Annotated in this window: 13 protein-coding genes and 2 tRNA genes; 14 read left to right on the forward strand and 1 reads right to left on the reverse strand. The window is 68.0% G+C overall.

All coding sequences use genetic code 11. The annotated features are described in order from the left end of the window. The 12 genes from AC5P66_RS02665 (at position 1) to AC5P66_RS02720 (ending at position 13,214) form a co-directional block, all read left to right on the forward strand. Positions 1-1,344, forward strand: coding sequence for a sensor histidine kinase (locus AC5P66_RS02665; RefSeq protein ID WP_049415864.1), 1,344 nt, complete (start codon positions 1-3; stop codon positions 1,342-1,344). Between the two features lie 59 nt (positions 1,345-1,403). After that, positions 1,404-3,803: a DNA internalization-related competence protein ComEC/Rec2 gene (locus tag AC5P66_RS02670; protein ID WP_495216074.1), complete on the forward strand. Its 2,400-nt coding sequence runs from the start codon at positions 1,404-1,406 to the stop codon at positions 3,801-3,803. 3 nt (positions 3,804-3,806) lie between these two features. Beyond that, a complete protein-coding gene (locus AC5P66_RS02675; protein ID WP_049415858.1) occupies positions 3,807-4,469 on the forward strand; it encodes a MotA/TolQ/ExbB proton channel family protein in 663 nt (220 codons plus the stop codon). A 3-nt stretch (positions 4,470-4,472) separates the two neighbouring features. Next, the gene (locus AC5P66_RS02680; RefSeq protein WP_019658998.1) at positions 4,473-4,895 is read left to right on the forward strand and encodes an ExbD/TolR family protein; all 423 of its coding nucleotides are present in this window, start codon (positions 4,473-4,475) and stop codon (positions 4,893-4,895) included. Beyond that, positions 4,892-6,640, forward strand: coding sequence for a lipid A export permease/ATP-binding protein MsbA (gene msbA, locus AC5P66_RS02685; RefSeq protein WP_049438204.1), 1,749 nt, complete (start codon positions 4,892-4,894; stop codon positions 6,638-6,640). Before AC5P66_RS02680 ends, msbA begins: the two co-directional genes overlap by 4 nt. Next, positions 6,640-7,659, forward strand: a complete 1,020-nt coding sequence (gene lpxK / locus AC5P66_RS02690) for a tetraacyldisaccharide 4'-kinase (RefSeq protein ID WP_049435266.1) — start codon at positions 6,640-6,642, stop codon at positions 7,657-7,659. Before msbA ends, lpxK begins: the two co-directional genes overlap by 1 nt. A gap of 75 nt (positions 7,660-7,734) precedes the next feature. Next, on the forward strand, positions 7,735-8,508 hold the full coding sequence (gene kdsB, locus AC5P66_RS02695) for a 3-deoxy-manno-octulosonate cytidylyltransferase (RefSeq protein WP_495216075.1): 774 nt from the start codon (positions 7,735-7,737) through the stop codon (positions 8,506-8,508). Continuing rightward, the gene (locus tag AC5P66_RS02700) at positions 8,505-8,993 is read left to right on the forward strand and encodes a low molecular weight protein-tyrosine-phosphatase (RefSeq protein WP_099495022.1); all 489 of its coding nucleotides are present in this window, start codon (positions 8,505-8,507) and stop codon (positions 8,991-8,993) included. Before kdsB ends, AC5P66_RS02700 begins: the two co-directional genes overlap by 4 nt. Next, positions 8,990-10,402, forward strand: coding sequence for a hypothetical protein (locus AC5P66_RS02705; protein ID WP_099495021.1), 1,413 nt, complete (start codon positions 8,990-8,992; stop codon positions 10,400-10,402). The genes AC5P66_RS02700 and AC5P66_RS02705 overlap by 4 nt, the downstream gene beginning before the upstream one ends. Then, positions 10,399-12,243, forward strand: coding sequence for an excinuclease ABC subunit UvrC (gene uvrC, locus AC5P66_RS02710; RefSeq protein ID WP_049413151.1), 1,845 nt, complete (start codon positions 10,399-10,401; stop codon positions 12,241-12,243). The genes AC5P66_RS02705 and uvrC overlap by 4 nt, the downstream gene beginning before the upstream one ends. An 18-nt stretch (positions 12,244-12,261) precedes the next feature. Continuing rightward, on the forward strand, positions 12,262-12,888 hold the full coding sequence (gene pgsA / locus AC5P66_RS02715) for a CDP-diacylglycerol--glycerol-3-phosphate 3-phosphatidyltransferase (protein WP_099495020.1): 627 nt from the start codon (positions 12,262-12,264) through the stop codon (positions 12,886-12,888). Between the two features lie 250 nt (positions 12,889-13,138). Then, positions 13,139-13,214: transfer RNA gene (locus AC5P66_RS02720), tRNA-Gly, on the forward strand. 149 nt (positions 13,215-13,363) lie between these two features. Here AC5P66_RS02720 and AC5P66_RS02725 read toward each other — a convergent pair. Further along, positions 13,364-13,813, reverse strand: a complete 450-nt coding sequence (locus tag AC5P66_RS02725; protein WP_111096512.1) for a hypothetical protein — start codon at positions 13,811-13,813, stop codon at positions 13,364-13,366. 360 nt (positions 13,814-14,173) lie between these two features. On the opposite strand from AC5P66_RS02725, the gene AC5P66_RS02730 reads away from it, so the two are divergent. Further along, complete coding sequence (locus AC5P66_RS02730; RefSeq protein WP_111096513.1) at positions 14,174-15,280, forward strand: NAD(P)/FAD-dependent oxidoreductase; 1,107 nt, start codon at positions 14,174-14,176, stop codon at positions 15,278-15,280. Between the two features lie 115 nt (positions 15,281-15,395). After that, a tRNA-Gly gene (locus tag AC5P66_RS02735) sits at positions 15,396-15,471 on the forward strand. Positions 15,472-15,516: the final 45 nt, after the last annotated feature.

Below are 15,516 nucleotides of genomic sequence, written 5' to 3' on the forward strand. Positions count from 1 at the left end.
ATGGCCCGTCCGATCCGTTCGATCACCCTTGGCCTGGCTTGGCGCCTGTTCCTGGCGCAGGCCTTCACCGTACTGTTCGCGGTAGTCGCGTTGATCCTGACCTGGGGTGACAAGGACTCCTGGGGCATGGACATGTTCGTTGCCGAGGCGGTGGCCAAGGCGGTGCACAGCGAAGGCGGCCGCCTGGTGCTGGACCAGGCGCGCTGGGACAAGCTCGATGCCAACGCCGGGGGAAATCTCTGGTTCGCCGCGGTGGATGACAAGGGCATGTGGCTCGAGCGCGGCACCATCCCAGCGATCCACGCGCCGATGCTGGCGCGGCTGCCGACCGTGGGCGCCACGGAACTGGGCTCGCTGGTACCCCCCTACCTGGACGTGGCGCGGGTGATGATCCGCAACGAGGACGGGCGCCGCATCACCGTGATGGTCGGTGGCGCGCCCAAGGGCGGGCTGCTGGATGGCGCGCTGATGGTGCTGCGCCTGATCGGCCTGTGGTTCTTCCTGCCATTGATCGTGGTCACCCTGCTGGTGATGCCGACCGTGATCCACCGTGCCATGCGCGGTGTGCGCCGTTCTGCGCAGCAGGCCAAGGAACTGGACATCGGCCAGCCCGGTGCGCGGCTGGATGCGCGGCTGGTGTCCACGGAAGTGGCGCCGCTGGTGGAAGCGTTCAACGATGCCATCGACAAGGTGCAGCAGGGCTACGCCGCGCGCGACAAGTTCCTCGCCGACGCGGCGCACGAGCTGCGCGTGCCGATCGCCGTGGTGCAGGCGCGCCTGGCGCAGCTGCCACAGGGTGAGCTGAAATCGCAGTTGCTGACCGACGTGGCGCGGCTGGGCAATGTTGCCGAGCACCTGCTCGATCTGCAGCGCCTTGACCGCAATGTCGGCGCATTGCAGCGGCTGGACCTGGCTCTGCTGGTGCGTGAGGCCGCCGCGGACCTGGCGCCGTTGGTGGTGGGCGCCGGCTATGGATTCGAAGTGGACGCGCCGGAATCGCCGGTGTGGATCCACGGCGACAGTCTGGCGCTGGGGCGGGTGATTGCCAACCTGGTGCACAACGCGATCGTGCATGGTGGTGGCCGTGGCACCATCTGCGTGCGGTTGGATACGCGTGGCTTGCTGGAAGTCAGCGATCAGGGCGCGGGCATTCCAGTGGGCGACCGCGAGGCGATCTTCGAGCCGTTCCATCGCCTGCGCGCGGCGGGCAGCGGCAGTGGCCTGGGCCTGCATCTGGTGAAGGAGATCGTGCAGCACCACGGTGGCTCGGTCAGTGTCGGTGAGGCTGCGGGAGGCGGCGCAAGCTTCCGGGTCAATTTCCATCGCGGCAGCGTCCGGCGCTGACGCGTTTGCGGGGCAAGTCCCGATAGGCAACCTGCCGCCGGTAGCGGCAGGCTGGACCCATGGCTGTCGAGCGTTCCCCGTCTCCCTTGCTGGGCAGTGGCGCCGCTGCGGCGCTGACACTGGGGGCGCTGGCCTGCGTGCAGCTGCCACAGCTGCCGCCGCTGTGGGGCTGCATGGTGATGATCGTGCTTGGCATGGCAGGGTGGGGCCTGCGTTGGCGGGGGCGCCTGCCCGCGGTCGTACTGCTGGGCGCCGGATGGACGGCGATGCACGGGCACTGGGCAATGCAGGAACAGCTGCCGCCAGGCCAGCCAGCACGGGATGTGGTGGTCAGTGGACGGGTCATCGATCTGCCGGACCATGGGGCCGCGCACACCCGCTTCCTGCTGCAGGTCAGCGAGAGCAGCGAACTGCCATCGCTGCGCGGCAAGCGCCTGCAGGTCATCTGGAATAACGCCTGGCGTGCCGTTGATGGCACCGACGCCGGGCGTGGGCGCCATCGGGTCCTGGCCGGCGCGCAGTGGCATCTGGCCCTGCGCGTGCGGGCGCCGCGTTCGCGGATCAATCCCGGTGGTTTCGACGGTGAACGCCATGCGCTGCTGCGCGGCGTGTCCGGCAACGGCACGGTGCGGGCGCCGGCCAGCGCGCGTGAGCTTCAGGCCGCACATGGCCTGCCGGCATGGCGTGAACGCACCAGCGCCGCCATCGCCGCGCAGGTGGCCCATCCAGCTGCGCGCTTCGTGCAGGCGCTCGCCCTGGGCGATACGCGTGGCCTGTCCGACGCCGATTGGGACCAGTTGCGGGCGCTGGGCCTGACCCATCTGGTGGCCATTTCCGGGTTCCATGTCGGGGTGGTGGCGGGGCTGGGGGCGTTGCTGTGCCGAGGGCTGTGGTGGCTGTGCCCGCTGCTGGGCCGGCATTGGCCACGCCCCCAGGCGGCGGCCTGCGCCGCGGCCCTGTCCGCAGCGGGCTATGCGGTGCTGGCCGGCGGTGAATTGCCGACCGTGCGCACCGCACTGATGATCGGGCTGGTGGCGCTGGCGCGTAGCGGGCGGCGCCCACTGGGTCCCGTGCAGGGGCTTGCACTGGCGGCGCTGGCGCTGCTGCTGCCGGCGCCCCTGTCAGTGCTGTCCGCGGGCTTCTGGCTCAGCTTCGGCGGCGTCCTGTGGCTGGTCTGGTGCCTGCCGCAGGGACGTCCGCGAGGCGTGGTCGCCAACCTGCGCGGGTTCCTGGCCGCACAAGGGGTGGCCAGCGTCGGCCTGTTGCCGCTGGGCATCGGCTTGTTCGGTGGCACCGCCTGGCTGGGGCCGCTGGTGAACCTGCCGGTCATCCCGTGGTGGACATTGCTGGTGGTGCCATTGTCGCTGCTGGGCACCGCCCTGCAGGTGCTGCATGACGGCGCCGGATGCTGGGCGTGGCGCGCAGCGGCGTGGTTGTTCGAAATCAGCTGGCAGGCCCTGCAGCCACTGGCGGCGCATCCACAGGCGATGTGGTGGTTGGCCGAGGCACCGGCCTGGGCAGTGCCGGCGGCGCTGTTGGGCGTGTTCTGGTGGCTGCTGCCACGCGGTGCCGGGGGCGGGCTGGCTGGCCTCCTGCTGTGCCTGCCGCTGCTGTGGCCGTTGCGCGAGCGGCCGGCCGAGGGAGAGCTGGAGCTGCTGGTGCACGACGTCGGGCAGGGCACGGCGGTATTGCTGCGTACCGCGCGGCATGCGCTCTGGTACGACGTGGGACCGCCGATCGGGGGGGAGGGCAGCGAGCGGGTCCTGGTTCCGTCATTGCGGGCGCTGGGGCAGGCACGGCCCGACCGCGTGCTGATCAGTCACGACGATCTCGATCATGCCGGCAACCTGCCGCGCCTGCGCCTTCAGTTACCGGAGCTGCCCCTGTTGGCGCCGCCGGGCAGCACGATTGCCGGGGCCGGGCGCTGCCAGCGCGGCCTGCGCTGGCGCTGGGACGGCGTCGACTTCCAGGTGCTGCACCCGGATGCCGGCAGCCAGCGGGCTGAAAACGAGGACAGCTGCGTGCTGCGCGTGGCCAGCGCGCATGGTGGGGTGTTGTTGCCCGGGGACATCGGCCGTCCGGCCGAACAGGCGCTGCTGCGGGCGTCTCCGGCGGCGTTGAAGGCGGATGTGGTGCTGGTGCCGCACCATGGCAGCGGCGGCAGCTCCAGCGCGCCGTGGGTGGCCGCCGTGGCGCCACGGTTGGCGGTGGTTTCGGCCGGCCACCGCAACCGTTTCGGCCATCCACGCCAGGACGTGCTCCAACGCTGGCAGGCGCAGGGGGCGGAAGTGCTGGCCACGGCCGACTCCGGCGCGATCCGCGTATGGCTTGGTGCACAAGGGCTGCAGCTGCGTGAACAGCGTATCCACGCATCCCGGTGGTGGGATGCCGCTGGGCGGGCGCGGTCGGCTGCTATCCTATCGCCGAACGAACAAGCGGCCGTTGGGCCGGAGGGTTGAAACGTGTGGGAACTGGTCAAGGCCGGTGGCTGGCCAATGGTGCCGCTGCTGCTGTTGGGCGTACTGGCTTTGGCGATCATCCTGGAGCGTTTCTGGTCCCTGCGGCGAACGGAAGTGCTGCCGCCCGGGCTTGGCCAGGAAGTGCGCAACTGGGCCGCACGCGGCAAGCTTGACCCGGCGCACCTGCAGACCCTGCGCGCCAACTCGCCGCTGGGCGCGCTGCTGGCCGCTGCGCTGGAAGCGCGCAACCGCCCGCGCGACCAGATCCGTGAGCGGATCGAGGACACCGGGCGCCACCTGGTGCACCGCATGGAGCGCTTCCTCAACGCGCTGGGCACCATCGCCTCGGCCGGCCCGCTGCTGGGCCTGCTGGGCACGGTGATCGGCATGATCCAGATGTTCCTGGGCATCCTCGACCATGGCGTGGGCGACGTGAACCAGCTGGCCGGCGGCATCGGCAAGGCGCTGGTGTGCACCGCCACGGGCATGATCGTGGCCATTCCGGCACTGATGTTCCATCGCTACTTCAAGGGCCGCATCCACGGCTACGTGGTGGAAATGGAGCAGGAAGCCAGTGCCCTGCTGGACACGCTCGACGGTCGCCCCGGGGTGATGAACCCGGCCGCGCCGGCGCGACCGGCCAACGCCGCTGCGGCGAAGGCCTGATCGATGCGTATCGGCAATGACCGCTCACAGGATGAACCGCATATCGATCTGGTCCCGCTGATCGACGTCATCCTGGTGCTGATCATCTTCTTCGTGGTCACCACCACCTTCGATGCGCGCTCGACGCTGCAGGTGCAGCTGCCGACCGCCAGCCAGCAGCCCAGCAACGAGCCGCCGCGCTCGCTCAGCGTGCTGATCAACGCCGAAGGCCGCTATTTCATCAATGACCAGGAAGTGCTGCGCAGCGATGTCGAGTCGGTCAAGCAGACCATCGCATCGGTCGCCGGCAGCGACCGCAGCCAGCCCGTGCTGCTGCGCGCCGACGCACGCACCCCCTACCAGGCCGTGGTGACTGCGCAGGACGCGCTCGGTCAGCTCGGTTTCCGTCGTATCGCCATTGCAACTGCGCCAGAGGTGCGTCCATGAGTTCCCATCACGCGCCGGTGTGGCCGATCTACAAACGTCTGCTGGGCTACACCCGCACCTACTGGGTGTTCATGGTGGGCGCGGTCATCGCCATGGTGGTTGAAGCCCTGGCCGGCTACCACTTCACCAAGCTGATGGAGCCGCTGGTCAACGAGGGTTTCGTCGATCCGCAGCCGCGCGCGGCCGTGGTGCTGCCGCTGACCATCCTCGGCCTGTTCCTGATGCGCAGCGTGGCCACCTGGGTCAGTGACTACACGCTGGCCAAGACTGGTCGCAGCGTGGTCCGCGACCTGCGTGAGCAGGTGCTGCAGAAGTACCTGCACCTGCCGTCGTCGCACTTCGATACGGAAGCGACGCCGGTGATGGTCAGCCGCCTGAACTTCGATACCGAGCAGGTCACCCAGGCCAGCGCCGACGCGCTGAAGACCGTGGTGGCCGATACCCTCACCATCGTCGCGATGCTGGCGGTGATGCTGCAGATGAGTGTCAAGGTCACCCTGGCGATGTTGCTGGTGGTGCCGCTGATCGGTGGCATCGTGTCCTACGTGGGCAAACGCTACCGCCGCATCAGCCGTGGCATCCAGGACGGCATGGGCACGATGGCGCAGACTGCCGAGCAGTCCTTGGCGGCGCAGCAGGAAGTGAAGGTGCACGGCACCCAGCAGCATGAGATCTCGCGCTACTCGCGCCTGGCCAACCGCATGCTGGCGCTGAACATGAAGGTCGAGGTCACCCGCGCCGCCGCCTCCAGCGTGGTGCAGTTCCTGGCTGCACTGGCGCTGGCGGTGATCGTCTGGGTGTCGACCCGCGAAGCCCTGGCCGGCCGGCTCAATGCCGGCCAGTTCATGGGCCTGATGACATCGATGATGGCCATCATCCCCTCACTGCGCCGCCTGACCAGCGTACAGACCTCGATTTCGCGCGGTGTCTCTGCTGCCGAGCGCCTGTTCGGCATTCTCGACATGCCAGTGGAGCGCGACCAGGGGCAGCGACGCGTGCAGCGCGTGCGGGGCGAACTGGCGTTCGACCACGTCATGCTGCGTTACCGCGAGGACAGCGGCATCGCCCTGGACGACATCAGCTTCGTTGCCAGGCCAGGCACGGTGACGGCCATTGTCGGCCGTTCCGGCAGTGGCAAGACCAGCCTGATCCGGCTGGTGCCACGCTTCTACGAGCCCAGCGGCGGTGTCATCACCCTCGACGGCGTGGCACTGGACGACTACCCGCTGGCCGACCTGCGCCGGCAGGTGGCAATGGTCGGGCAGAAGGTCATGCTGTTCGATGATACGATCGCCGCCAACATCGCCTATGGCATGGAAGCGACCGACGAGCAGATCCGCGCGGCGGCCGAAGCCGCCAACGCGTGGGAGTTCATCGCACGCATGCCGCAGCAGCTGCAGACCCCGGTGGGCGAGAACGGCGCGCTGCTGTCCGGTGGCCAGCGCCAGCGCCTGGCCATTGCCCGCGCGATCCTGCGCGACGCCCCGATCCTGATCCTCGACGAAGCCACTGCGGCGCTGGACAACGAATCCGAGCGCCTGGTGCAGGACGCCCTGCAGCGCCTGATGCCCGAACGCACCACGCTGGTCATCGCGCACCGGCTGTCGACCATCGAGCATGCCGACCAGGTACTGGTCATGGATCATGGCCGCATCGTTGAACGCGGCACGCACAAGGAGCTGCTCGAACTGGGCGGCCTGTACCAGCATCTGCACAGCATGCAGTTCCGCGAAAGGCAGGACTGATGGCCGGCAAGGGCACCCAGACCCCGCCGTACTGGTACGACGGTACCCCGGTTCCGTGGGCGATGCGCCTGCTGGCGCCGCTGTACGCAGGTGTCACCGCGCTGCGCCGGCGCGCATATCGCCGTGGCTGGCGCAAGCGCCATTCGCTGCCGGTGCCGGTCATCGTGGTCGGCAATATCACGGCCGGCGGTACCGGCAAGACGCCGCTGACCATTGCGCTGGTCGAACGCCTGCGTGCGGCCGGCTGGAAGCCGGGCGTGGCCAGCCGCGGCTATGGTCGCGAAGACGCCGACAAGCCGCTGTGGGTGCGGGCCGACACGCCAACCGCCAAGGGCGGTGACGAGCCGGTGCTGATCGCCTGGAAGACCGGCGTGCCAGTGCGCGTGGACAGTGATCGGGTTGCTGCCGGCAAGGCGCTGATCGAGGCCGGCTGCGATGTGATCGTCTGCGACGACGGTTTGCAGCACTACCGGCTGGCGCGCGACATCGAGATCGAAGTGGTCGATGCCCAGCGTCGCTATGGCAATGGCCGGATGATTCCGGCCGGGCCGTTGCGCGAGCCGGTGAGCCGCGCCAGCGAGTGCGATTTCCGCGTGGTCAATCTCGGCCAGGCCGATGAGGAGACCGCGGCACAGGCCTGTGGCTTCGGCCAATGGCCGATGGCCCTGCACATCGACAGTGCGCAGCCGCTGGCCGGTGGCCGCGCGCGCCCGCTGGCGTACTTCAAGGGCCAGCGCGTGCACGCGGTGGCCGGCATCGCCCATCCACAGCGTTTCTTCGACATGCTGCGCGCGCGCGGGATCGGCGTGGTGCCGCATGCGTTTGCCGACCACCAGGCCTACCAGCCGCAGGACCTGTCCTTCGGCAGCCAGTTGCCGGTACTGATGACCGAAAAGGATGCGGTGAAATGCCGGGCGTTCGGCAACGACTGGCACTACGCGGTTCCGCTGCGCGCCGAGTTGCCCGCCGCGTTCTGGGTGGCGCTGACCGATCGCCTGGACAAGCTGCGACCGAACTGATTGGCGCGGCGGCGCTTGCATTTACGCGCCGCTGGCCGCATTCCCGTTGTAACGAGCCTGCCGAGAACCGCCCGCATGACCGAATTCGTCGTCGCCATTCCGGCCCGCTTTGCCGCCTCGCGGCTGCCGAGCAAGCCGTTGCGCCCGCTGGGCGGTGAGCCGCTGGTGCTGCATGTGGCGCGCCGCGCGCTGCAGGCCGGTGCCCGCGAGGTCTGGGTGGCGACCGACGACCAACGCATTTCCGATGCGCTGTCCGGGTTGGCCGAGGTGAAGGTGGCGATGACCGCGACCACGCATGCCTCGGGTACCGATCGCCTGGCCGAGTGCGCACGCATTGCCGGCTGGGCCGATGACACGGTGGTGGTCAACCTGCAGGGCGACGAACCGTTCGCACCGGCGACCGGCATCCGCGCGGTGGCAGATGCGCTGGTCGCTGGCACTGCGCCGATGTCGACTCTCGCCACGACCGTCGAGGACGCGCACACCCTGTTCGACCCGAACGTCGTGAAGCTGGTGCGCAACGTGCGCAACGAGGCGATGTACTTCAGCCGTGCGCCGATCGCCTGGCACCGCGACGGCTTCGCACGCAGCCGCGACACGCTGCCGGACGGCCACCACTGGCTGCGCCACATCGGCATCTACGGCTACCGCGCCGGCTTCCTGCAGCGGTTCGCGGCGATGCCGCCGGGCCAGCTGGAGCAGGTCGAATCGCTGGAACAGCTGCGCGTGCTGGAAGCGGGCTTCCCGATCAGCGTGGCGATCTCGCCGGAGCCGTTCCCACCCGGCATCGACACCCCCGAGGACCTGGAGCGCGCCGAGGCGTTGCTGCAGGCGATGGCCGCGCGATGAAGTTGCTGGTCGTCTGCCTCGGCAACATCTGCCGTTCGCCGATGGCCGAAGGGGCGCTGCGCGCACGCCTGGATGCCTCGCCGCTGGCCGGGCGGGTGCAGGTCGATTCGGCCGGCACGGGCGACTGGCACGTGGGCGAGCCGCCGGACCGCCGCGCGATCGCCTGCGCGGCCGGGCACGGCGTGGACATCGGCGACCTGCGCGCACGTCAGCTGCAGGCCGCGGATTTCGAACGTTTCGACTGGATCCTGTGTGCCGACGAGGCCAACCTGCGTGATGCCGGTCGCCTGGCATCGGCGGCCCAGCGTGAACGCCTGGCGCTGTACCTGCCCTGGTCGGGCGGGCAGGGGCGGGTAGCCATCCCTGATCCCTACACCGGCGGCAGCGATCATTTTGAACAGGTCTGGTCGCTGGTCGACGATGCTGCAAAACGTGCGGTGGCACGACTGTTGCATGACGCCGACTCCGGCATAATCAGGTCATGAACGTCCAGCCCGTCCCGGACCTGCCCGAATTCGCCACCTGGCTCAATGCCACCCCCTGCACCCTGACCGAACTGCGCGGCCGGCCGGTCGCGCTGCTGTTCGTCAATGCGGCCTCCGCCTGGAGTGCGCAACGCCTGGCCGAGTTCGGCCAATGGCTGTCGCGCCATCCCGGCAAGCTGCAGCCGCTGGTGCTGCAGGTGCCGCGTTTTGATTTCGAACGCGATGCCACGGCCGCACTGAAGCTGCTGCGCCGTCAGGGCCTGAGCATGCCCGTGCTGCTCGATGCCGACTGGGATGGTTGGCGCCGCTTCGGCGTCACCGCCTGGCCGACCATGGTGCTGCTGGACGCGCAGGGCCGCGAACAGCAACGGCTGGTCGGGCAGGGCGCGCCCGGTGAACTGGAGCGCGCCTTGAACGCGCTGTGCCAGGGCGCACCTTCGGCGCCGCCGCGTGGCGGCAGCGAACTGCATCCGGAACCGCGCCAGGCCCTGCGCTTCCCGCAGGGGCTGGCGGTCAGCACCGAACGCCTGTACATCGCCGACAGCGGCCATCACCGCATTCTCGAATGCAGCCATGGCGGCCGCATCCTGCGTCAGTTCGGCCTCGGCACCGCCGATTTCATGGACGGCAACCTCGCCGAAGCGGCATTCCACCGCCCGCAGGCGCTGGTACTGGAGCGCGATTCGCTGTACGTCGCCGACACCGGCAACCACGCGGTGCGCCGTATCAACCTGCTGACTGGCATCGTCGACACCCTGTGTGGCAACGGGCGACCCGGTGCGCCGGTGGAAGGGCCGGTCGCGCAAGCGCGGCAGGTTTCGCTGGACCATCCGGTCGGCCTGGCCATTGCCGACAACCAGCTGCACATCGCGATGGCCGGCGACAACCGCATCTGGAGCTACCACCTGGGCCAGCGCACCCTGCAATGGCGCGCCGGCAGTGGTTCCATTGACGAGCGTGATGGCAGTGGCCATCTGGCGGCCTTCGCCCAGCCCACCGCGCTGGCCGTGGTGCAGCAGGTGCTGTATGTGGCCGATGCACTGGGTTCCTCGATCCGCGCGCTTCAGCTGCGTGGCGACCTGGTGCAGACCCTGGTCGGGCAGGGGCCCTGGCGCTTCGGCAGTGAAGACGGTCCCCGCACCCAAGCCAGCCTGCAGTTCCCGCAGGCCATCGCGCTGGGCGCGGACGCCCCGCTGCTGTGGATCGCCGATACCGGCAACGGTCGCCTGCGCACGCTGCGCCTGGGCGGCGGTGAACTGACCACCCAGCCGCTGCCGCGCCGCCTGCATGGCCCGGCTGGACTGGCGGTGGGCGCAGGTGCGGTGTGGATTGCCGAGACCGACGCCCACGCCGTGCTGCGCTTCGACCCCGACAGCGGCGTGCTCAGCGAAGTCCCGATCAGCGAATGACCGACGTTCCCGCCCCGGCCTTCGACGGCAAGGCCTTCGCGGCCCAGCTCAGCACCGCGCCCGGCGTGTACCGCATGTACGCCGCCGACGACACCCTGCTGTATGTGGGCAAGGCCCGCGCACTGCGCAATCGCGTCGGCAGCTACTTCAACGGCAGCCCGAAGAACGCGCGGATCATGTCGATGATCTCGCAGATCGCGCGCATGGACGTGACCGTCACGCGCTCGGAAGCCGAGGCGTTGCTGCTGGAGAACCAGCTGATCAAATCTCTATCGCCGCGCTACAACGTCTCGCTGCGCGACGACAAGACCTACCCGCACGTGCTGCTGACCCGCGAGGACTGGCCGCGCATCGCACTGCATCGTGGACCCCGCGCCATTCCCGGTCGCTATTTCGGGCCGTATCCGGGCGTGACCGCAGTGCGCGAAACGCTGAACCTGATGCACAAGCTGTTCAAGCTGCGCAGCTGCGAAGACAGCGTGTTCCGCAACCGCTCGCGGCCGTGCCTGCAGTACCAGATCGGGCGCTGCAGCGCGCCGTGCGTGGAGCTGGTGCCGGCAGCGGAGTACGCCGAGTCGGTACGCCGCGCCGCTCTGTTCCTTGAAGGCAAGAGCGACGAGCTCACCCGCGAGCTGGGCGAGCAGATGCAGGCCGCCAGCGAGGCGCTGGAGTTCGAGCAGGCCGCGCGCCTGCGCGATCTGATTTCCTCGCTGCGCAGCATGCAGACCCGCCAGTACGTGGACGGTCGCGCCGCGGACCTGGACGTGCTGGCGGTGGCCATGCAGGGGTCGCAGGCCTGCGTGCTGCTGCTGGCGTTCCGCGATGGCCGCAACCTCGGCACCCGCCCGTTCTTCCCGCGCACCAACGGCGAGGAAAGCCCGGAGGAAGTGCTGGCCGCGTTCGTCTCGCAGTACTACATCGAATTCGAGCCGCCGCGCGAGATCCTGCTGGACCGCGAGATTCCCGATGCCGACCTGCTGGTTGCCGCGCTGTCGGCCTCGGCCGAGCGCAAGGTGCAGCTGAAGTGGAACGTGCGCGGCGAGCGAGCCGGCTACGTGGAACTGGCCAGCCGCAACGCGCAGCTGACCCTGGCCACCGAACTCAACAGCCGCAACGCGCAGCAGGCGCGCAGCGACGCACTGCGCGAAATGCTGGGCCTGGCCGAGCCGGTCAAGCGGGTCGAATGTTTCGACATCAGTCACACCCTGGGCGAGGCCACCGTGGCCTCGTGCGTGGTGTTCGACGCCGCCGGTCCGGTGCGCGCGCAGTATCGCCGCTTCAACATCAGCGGCATCGAGCCGGGCGATGACTACGCCGCCATGCGCCAGGCCATCGACCGCCGCTTCCGCCGTGCGGTGGAAGAGCAGGGCGTGCTGCCGGACGTGCTGCTGATCGACGGCGGCGCAGGGCAGCTGGCGCAGGCGCAGGCCGCACTGGCCGACCTGGGCGTGGAAGGCGTGCTGCTGGTGGGCGTGGCCAAGGGCGTGGAGCGCCGCGCCGGCCACGAAGCGCTGGTGATGCCCGATGGCCGCGAGCTGCGCCCGGGCGCGGCCAACCCGGCGCTGCAGTTCATCCAGCAGGTTCGCGACGAGGCGCACCGCTTCGCCATCACCGGCCACCGTGGGCGCCGCCAGAAGGCACGGATGACCAGCAAGCTGGAGGATATCCCCGGCATCGGGCCGCGCCGCCGCGCCAGCCTGCTCAAGCATTTTGGTGGCCTCGTAGGCCTGAAAGCCGCTGGCGAAGCGGAAATCGCCAAGGTGGAAGGCATCAATGACGCCCTCGCGGCACGTATCTACGCTAACCTGCACGGGTTGGCCACGCCTGATGCGGCCGAGTAGAGAGAGAAGCACGCAAGCATGAAGTTGACCCTGCCCACCTGGCTGACGTTGTTGCGGATCGTGATGATCCCGGTGCTGGTGCTGGTGTTCTACCTGCCCTACACCTGGACCAACTTCGCTTCGGCGGCGATCTTCGGCCTGGCCGCGATCACCGACTGGCTCGATGGCTGGATTGCACGCCGTTACCAGCTGGAGTCGGCCTTCGGCGCGTTCCTCGATCCGGTCGCGGACAAGCTGATGGTGGCAGTGGCGCTGTTCCTGATCGTGCAGGGCCATCCGACGCCGTGGATGGCGTTCTGGGCGGCGGTGATCGTCGGCCGCGAGATCGCAGTGTCGGCGCTGCGCGAATGGATGGCCGAGCTGGGCCAGCGCGCCAAGGTGCGCGTGGCGATGATCGGCAAGGTCAAGACCACCGCGCAGATGGTCGCGCTGCTGTGCCTGCTGTATTCGGTGGCCCCGAACGTGCCGGTGGAAGACATCTGGATGGGCTGGCCGGTGTTCCGCATCGGCGACTGGACCCTGGCCATTGCCGCCGTGCTGACCCTGTGGTCGGGCCTGCAGTACCTGCACGCCGCCTGGCCGAGCCTGCGCGATGACGAGCGCGCGGCGCGCGAGCGTGCGCGGCAGAAGAAGCTGGGCAACTGAGCCCCGGGGTGTGAGCCCCGGGGTCGGATCCCTTTCCGAAGGAAAGGGCTCTGACCCCATCGATGCGCTATCCACGCATGGCGTGGATCTACTGGAAATGCTGCGTCCACGGATGGTGCGGATCCATCAGTTTGCGGGGATGCCGTGGTAGATCCACGCCATGCGTGGATACGCAATGCAAGGTGCCTCGCAGACCCTGAGAAAAAGCGCTTGACGCCATCCTTGGAACAGGTAAAATTTCGCCTCCCAAGCGGGAATAGCTCAGTTGGTAGAGCGCAACCTTGCCAAGGTTGAGGTCGCGAGTTCGAGTCTCGTTTCCCGCTCCAGATTCAAGAAGAACGCTCCCGCAAGGGGGCGTTTTTCGTTATGGGCCGTCAACGTGCCCCGAGGTGATTTCGAGCAGAGTCTGGGAGTGGCCTGATGTGGTGGGCATCACCATCTGCTTGCGAGGCTAGGTGCATTGCAGGAAGAGGGCCTAGAACGGCAACCCTCCGGAGACGATCGCCAGTTTTCCGTGCTTGTCGAATGTCATATGGATTCGATAGTTGCCGCATATCCAGCGCATGCGGCTGTTTTCCGGGTTCTTCCATTCTGGTTCGCCAAACATTGACAGGATTTCGTCCCTGCCTTGGCCGAACGTGAGGTCGCGGGGCAAGGCACCTTGGTAAATGGAAAAGTCCCCAATCTGCCGTCCGTAGTAGCGGAAGTTGGATAACACCAGCGCATTGGTCGGATAGTCGCGGGCAGGGGAGACCAAAGACTCAGAATCCGAGAGGGTCAGCTCGATACCTAGTGACTCATTCGACAGGTAGGCATCCGTCCATTCGGATTCCAACACGGGAACATCGACTATGCCTAGCTCCATCAGAAGGTGCTGGATTTCTTCTTCGCCGTAGTAGTAACCAAGATGGTCAAAGTGATCCATGTGCGTTCTCGAATATTCTGATCCGGGCTGGTCGCTCGTCCCCGATGTCCATTGGGAGAAGACGTTGCGTGGAGTGCTCAGTTCCCCGCCGGCCGATTGACAACGTTCGCTTCTGCAAATGCTCACCTGCAGCTTGCCGTTCTCATGTGACGGGTACCGGTTTGATTGGCAATGCCCAAGACTGGCTTGGTGGTTCACTGGCCGTGAAATATCGACGGTCGTCCTGACTCAGTCCATACAAGTTTTCTGAATTGCTGGCTGATCGGAGGAGATGGCTTCATCCGCACTTCACCCACACCCCATCGCCCTACCATCCGCGCTAGCGAAGCTGCATCTCCGACTCTCCACGGCGATGCCGAAATGCCCCAAACTCCTTCCGCCTACGACCACGATGTGGTCATCGTCGGCGCCAGTTTCGCTGGTGCCGCCTGCGCCTTGGCCGCCGCGCAGTACGGTCTGCGCGTCTGCGTGCTGGAACGCAAGGCCGACCCCGGCGAGCGCCTGCACACCACCGGCATCGTGGTGAAAGAGGCGATGGAGCAGACCTGGCTGGGGCGCATGCCCGAGCACCTCGTGCAGCGCGTTGCCAACGTGCGCCTGTATACGCCGAACCTGCGCAGCGTGTTGCTGGCCGCGCCGGGCTATTACTTCCTCACCACCGATACGCCGAACCTGATGCGCTGGCTGGCCAGCGAACTGCGCGCGAATGGCGTGGACCTGCGCCTGCAGCAGTCCTTCACCGACGCTCGTCGCTGCGGTGACGGCTGGCAGGTCGAAGGGGCAGGGCGGTGCGCCTATCTGGTCGGCGCTGACGGCGCACGCTCACGCGTGGCACAACGCACCGGGCTTGGCCAGGTGCGTGACAACCTCTACGGCGTCGAGCGTGAGTTCGCCGGCCTGCAGGTGTCGCAGGGCGATGCACTGCATTGCTTCGTCAGCAAGCGCTACGCACCGGGCTACATCGGCTGGGTCGCGCAGAATCCGACCGGGCTGCAGGTGGGATTGGCGCTGCGTCATGACCCGCAACAGGTACGGCCGCCGGATATCGATGGCTTCCTCGACCACGTGCGCGATGTGGTCGGCATTCCGCCTTCGGCGCGTCCCTCGGCCACCCGCGCCGGCTTGGTCCCGTGCGGCCGGCCGGATGGGCCGTTCACCGGCCAACGCGTGATCCTGACCGGCGACGCGGCAGGCATCGTCTCGCCGCTGTCCGCCGGGGGCATCCACTCTTCGTGGCGGCACGGCTGGGCGGTCGGCGAGGCGATTGCCCGCCATCTGCGTGGGCAAGGGCCGGAAGCGGAACGGGTGGCGCGACAGGTGGCGCCGGCATTCCATGGCAAGCGCCTGCTGCGCTGGGCGATGGACCATCTGCAGGCCGACTGGCCGCTCAACGCACTGCTGCACACGGCGGCCACGCGGCGCATCGCCGAGCAGGTCTACTTCCACCGCCGTGGCCTGCGAACCTGAGGTATCGGTCCTGGGGGCCTGAACGCCTCCCCACAATGCAGGCGAAAATTCCTGTTGACGCCGTGCAGCGATATCGACACAATAGCGCTCCTTCGACGCAGGTCGAACGAAATCTGCGGGAATAGCTCAGTTGGTAGAGCGCAACCTTGCCAAGGTTGAGGTCGCGAGTTCGAGTCTCGTTTCCCGCTCCAGATTCAAGAAAAACGCTCCCGGAAGGGGGCGTCTTTCGTTTGTCG

Source organism: Stenotrophomonas sp. YJH_SMC_122 (assembly GCF_059369535.1).